Consider the following 4,601-nt stretch of genomic DNA (forward strand, 5'->3'; position numbering starts at 1 on the left):
AAGTCGGTGACACCCGCGGGCCTCGCGATGATGATCGCGAAGAAGCACACGATCGAGACGATGGCCAGACCGAGCGACATGTACGCCAGGATTCGGTCGAGGCGGCGGACCGGGACGTCCCCGCCAGGGGTGCGGGTGCTCATTCACATCAGCCTATCGGGTGTCGTGGTTGCCGTAGGCTGTGGGTCGGGGTCGATCGGTCCCTGTTCCGTCATGCCCCACGCGAGGCAAAGCACACAGCGAGGTTTCCATGCCCACCGGCAAGGTCAGGTTCTACGACGAGGAGAAGGGGTTCGGCTTCATCGCAACCGATGACGGCCAGGACGTCTTCCTGCACGCCACAGCCCTGCCCGCCGGTGCGCCCGCGCCGAAGCCGGGGACTCGCCTCGAGTTCGGCGTGGCCGACGGCAAGCGCGGACTGCAGGCGCTCTCGGTGCGGGTACTCGAGGCACCGCCGAGCTTGGCGAAGCGGGCGCGCAAGCCCGCCGACGACATGGCGATCATCGTGGAAGACCTCGTGAAGCTGCTCGACGGCATCGGTGGCGACCTCCGCCGTGGGCGCTACCCCAGCGGGTCGCACTCCAAGAAGATCGCGGCCGTGCTCCGCAAGGTCGCCGATGAACTCGACACCTGAGCCGATCGACGAGTCGACGGCACGGGAGCTGGCGCTGGCAGCGCTGGCGGAGATCACACCCGCCGCGACGGTCGGGGAGCCCGCGGAATCGACGGTGCACGACGACGGCGTGCTGACGCTGCGTTTCGAGAACAAGCTGTCGGGCTACCCCGGCTGGTTCTGGACCGTCAGCCTCGCGCAGGTCGACGATTCCGCCCCGACGGTACTGGAAGTCGAGCTGATTCCCGGGAACGGTGCGCTGGTCGCGCCGGACTGGCTGCCGTGGGCGGAGCGCCTCGCCGAGTATCAGGCGGCTCAGGCCGCTCTCGCGGCGGAAGGCCTGGCCACCGACGACCTGATCATCGCGACGGACGAAGAGGATCTCGACGACGTCGACGATCTGGACGCGTCCGACTTCGACGACGATGGATCGCCGATCCTGCACTCCGGCGACGTGGACGGCGTCGACATCGACGAGCTGTCGGATGACGCGGTCGACGACGACGACGAGTCGGACGATGACGACTCGGATGACGATGACGATGAGTCGGATGACGACGACGATGACGATGAGTCGGATGACGACGACGATGACGATGAGTCGGATGACGACGACGACGACGAGTCCGACGATGACGACTCGGATGACGATGAGCCCGATGATGACGACGATGACGATGAGTCGGACGACGAAGACGATAAAGACGTCGATGATTCGGACGACGAAGACGAGTCGGATGATGACGACGATGAGTCCGACGACTCGGATGACGACGACGACTCGGATGACGACGACGACGCGGACGGGTACGACTCAGGCCGCTGACCCGGTCCGCTGACTCAGGTCACAGGTTCTCGACCGTGAAGTCGATGCTCCGGATGAGCTGACGCACATCGTCGGGCTCGATCGAGACGAAGGTCGCGACGCGCAGCTGATTGCGGCCGAGCTTGCGATACGGCTCGGTGTCGACGATGCCGTTGGCGCGAAGCGCTGAGGCGACGGCCGCGGCATCCACCGACTCGGCGAAGTCGACGGTGACCACGACGGGGGAGCGGTCCGCCGGCTCGGCGACGAACGGCGTGGCGAACTCGGATGCCGCGGCCCAGTCGTACAGCGCGCCCGACGATTCCCGCGTCCGCGCGTCGGCCCAGGTCAGGCCGCCGTTGCCGAGGATCCACTGCAGCTGATCGTCGAGCAGGAAGAGTGTCGCCAGCGCCGGGGTGTTCAGCGTCTGGTTGAGACGGGAGTTGTCCAGCGCGTTCTTCAGGCTCAGGAACTCGGGGATGTACCGACCGGATGCCGCGATCCGCTCGATCCGCTCGATCGCGGCGGGGGAGACGACCGCGAACCACAGTCCGCCGTCCGAGCCGAGGTTCTTCTGCGGCGCGAAGTAGTAGACGTCCGTCTCGCCGACCTCGAAGTCGATGCCGGCGGCGGCACTCGTGGCGTCGATGACGGTCAACGCGCCCTCGTCGCCGTGCACGCGCGTGATCGCGGCGGCAACTCCCGTGGAGGTTTCGTTGTGCGGCCAGGCGTACACGTCGACGCCATCGACCGGCTCGGCCACCGTGCTTGTGCCGGCGGGCACGTCACGGACGTCGGGAGCCTGAAGCCACGGTGCCTTCGCGGCGGTCGCGAACTTGCCGCCGAACTCGCCGAACACGAGGTTCTGGCTGCGGTCCTCGATGAGACCGAAGGCCGCGGCATCCCAGAACGCCGTCGATCCGCCGTTGCCGAGGATCACCTCGTAGCCGGCAGGAATGCGAAACAGATCAGCGAGGTGCGAGCGGACGTCGCCGACGAGGTTCTTCACGGGCGCCTGGCGATGCGAGGTGCCGAGCAGAGATGCGCCGCGCGTGACCAGCGCCTCGAGCTGCGCACCGCGCACCTTGGAGGGGCCGCATCCGAAGCGACCGTCGGCGGGCAGGAGATCACTCGGGATCACGAGGTGGGGCATCCCCCGATTCTACGATCGCGGGCGTCGGCCACCGCATCGGTGTGACCGCCCGTGACCCGGCTGCGTCGGGTTCGGCCCCGCCGGGGCGTCGGCAGCATTGGATAGGCTGTCCTTGCTCCCACTCCGCGTCTGCGAGGCACAATGACCGATCTGATCGACACGACAGAGATGTATCTGCGCACGATCCTCGAACTCGAGGAGGAGAACATCGTTCCCCTCCGCGCGCGCATCTCGGAGCGGCTCGGTCACTCGGGTCCGACGGTGTCTCAGACGGTCGGCCGCATGGAGCGCGACGGTCTCGTCGTGGTCTCCGACGACCGCACCCTCGAGCTCACCGACGCGGGCCGTTCGAAGGCCGTCGACGTCATGCGCAAGCACCGCCTCGCGGAGCGGCTCCTCTCCGACGTCATCGGGCTCGACTGGGCGTACGTCCACGAAGAGGCCTGCCGCTGGGAGCACGTGATGAGCGAGCAGGTGGAGCGCCGGCTCGTCGAACTGCTCGGACACCCCACCGAGTCCCCGTACGGCAACCCCATCCCGGGTCTGGCCCAGCTCGGCGATGTGCCGGCCAAGAACTTCGAGCAGGGCGTGGTCGGTCTGGTGCGGCGGCTCAACGAGGTGGGCGGCCCCATCACCGGCACCGTCCGCCGCCTGGCCGAGCCCGTGCAGGTCGACCCCGAGCTGCTGCAGCAGCTGAAAGGCGCCGGTGTGATGCCCGGCGCGGCCGGTGACTACCGGTACAGCGAGGGCTACGTCCTCGTGCAGATGGACGGCAACGACGAGGGCCTCGAGCTGCCCATCGAGGTCGCCTCGCACATCTTCCTCGTCGACGACCGGCGCTGAGTTCGCGCCGCCGGGTGCTCCGACTCGGTCGATAGCACAGCGCAGGATGCGTGTCCAGGTCTTTGCCAGCCGCTCGATGTGACTTATTCGTTACATTCGGGTAGCGTGAATGGAGTCCACAGGCGAGTAACCCCCGCGCCATCGGACGCCACGCGGATTGCCTCCCTGGCTCGTCGTCCACGTGGTACGCCCGCATACCGTGCCCCGACACCGAATGCTGACGAGCCAGCGCCCCGGCGCGGAGGCGCCGGAGGAACTATTGGCTGAAGAATTCGATTCGTCCGCGAACGAGCCCCGAAGCGACGAGACGACTGTCACGCGCCGTGCCCGTGGACGAACCTCTCCCTCGCCGCTGTCCAAGCGCATCACCGCCATCGCGGCGCGCCCGAAGAAGGTGCGCCCCGTGCGGTCTGCTTCCGCTCCGCGCACTGCCGGTCGCAACACCAAGCCGCTGCGCAGCCTGGTCATCCTGACGATGGTCGGCGGCCTCATCGCGACGGTCGCCCTCCCGGCGTACGGCGCTTGGCGACCGACTGAGGATGCCGTCACCCTCCAGCAGGTGGCAGCCGAGGACGCCCAGTCGCTGCTCGTCGCATCCGACTCCACCAGCGAAGGTCTTGCGCGGGACAGCTACTCGGCCACGACCCAGGACGAGATCGACCAGAAGAAGGCCGAAGCCGCTGCCGCCGAGGCAGCGGCCGCACGCGCCCGCCTGACGACGAGCGTTGCGGCCGGCCTCCCGGTGAACATGGCCCTCGTATCACCGGGCAGCGGCGAAGTGCGCTGGCCGATCCTGAACTTCACCCTCGGACGCGGTCTGTGGGATTCCGGCTACCACCAGGGCGTCGACCTGCTCGCTTCCTGCGGCGAGCCCCTGTACTCCGCCGCTGCCGGTGTGGTCAGCGTGTCGCAGGAGAGCTACGGCGGCTACGGCGTGGCCGTGTCGATCGACCACGTGCTCGGCGGACAGCAGGTCAACAGCCTCTACGGTCACATGACCTACGGCAGCCGTCAGGTCGAAGCCGGTCAGGCCGTGCAAGCCGGTCAGCTGATCGGATTCGTCGGCTCGACCGGAAGCTCCACCGCCTGCCACGTGCACTTCGAGGTCCACATCAACGGTGGCGTGGTCGACCCGTGGGCGTGGCTGCAGGCCAACGCCAGCTGAGCTCGTGCGCGACCGATTCCCA

At 67.8% G+C, this 4,601-nt stretch carries 5 protein-coding genes; 4 read left to right on the forward strand and 1 reads right to left on the reverse strand.

Annotation, left to right across the window (positions count from 1 at the left end; translation table 11 throughout):
* The first annotated feature begins 250 nt into the window (after positions 1-250).
* Positions 251-634 carry a cold shock domain-containing protein gene (locus tag VFX99_RS03675; protein WP_329664965.1) on the forward strand — a complete coding sequence of 128 codons (384 nt, stop codon included), beginning with the start codon at positions 251-253 and terminating at the stop codon, positions 632-634.
* Entirely contained in the window at positions 618-1,439 is an 822-nt protein-coding gene (locus tag VFX99_RS03680) for a DUF3027 domain-containing protein (protein WP_329664966.1), read from the forward strand. Before VFX99_RS03675 ends, VFX99_RS03680 begins: the two co-directional genes overlap by 17 nt.
* A 19-nt stretch (positions 1,440-1,458) precedes the next feature.
* Here the strand turns inward: VFX99_RS03680 and serC are convergent, their stop codons facing one another.
* Positions 1,459-2,571: a phosphoserine transaminase gene (serC, locus tag VFX99_RS03685; RefSeq protein WP_329664967.1), complete on the reverse strand. Its 1,113-nt coding sequence runs from the start codon at positions 2,569-2,571 to the stop codon at positions 1,459-1,461.
* Positions 2,572-2,712: 141 nt separating this feature from the next.
* Between serC and VFX99_RS03690 the strand changes: the two genes are divergently transcribed.
* Together VFX99_RS03690 and VFX99_RS03695 are read left to right on the forward strand one after the other, a co-directional pair.
* Entirely contained in the window at positions 2,713-3,414 is a 702-nt protein-coding gene (locus tag VFX99_RS03690) for a metal-dependent transcriptional regulator (protein WP_329664968.1), read from the forward strand.
* Positions 3,415-3,628: 214 nt separating this feature from the next.
* Complete coding sequence (locus VFX99_RS03695; RefSeq protein ID WP_329664969.1) at positions 3,629-4,579, forward strand: M23 family metallopeptidase; 951 nt, start codon at positions 3,629-3,631, stop codon at positions 4,577-4,579.
* Positions 4,580-4,601: the final 22 nt, after the last annotated feature.

It is taken from the genome of Microbacterium sp., from assembly GCF_036277215.1.
Lineage (GTDB): Bacteria > Actinomycetota > Actinomycetes > Actinomycetales > Microbacteriaceae > Microbacterium.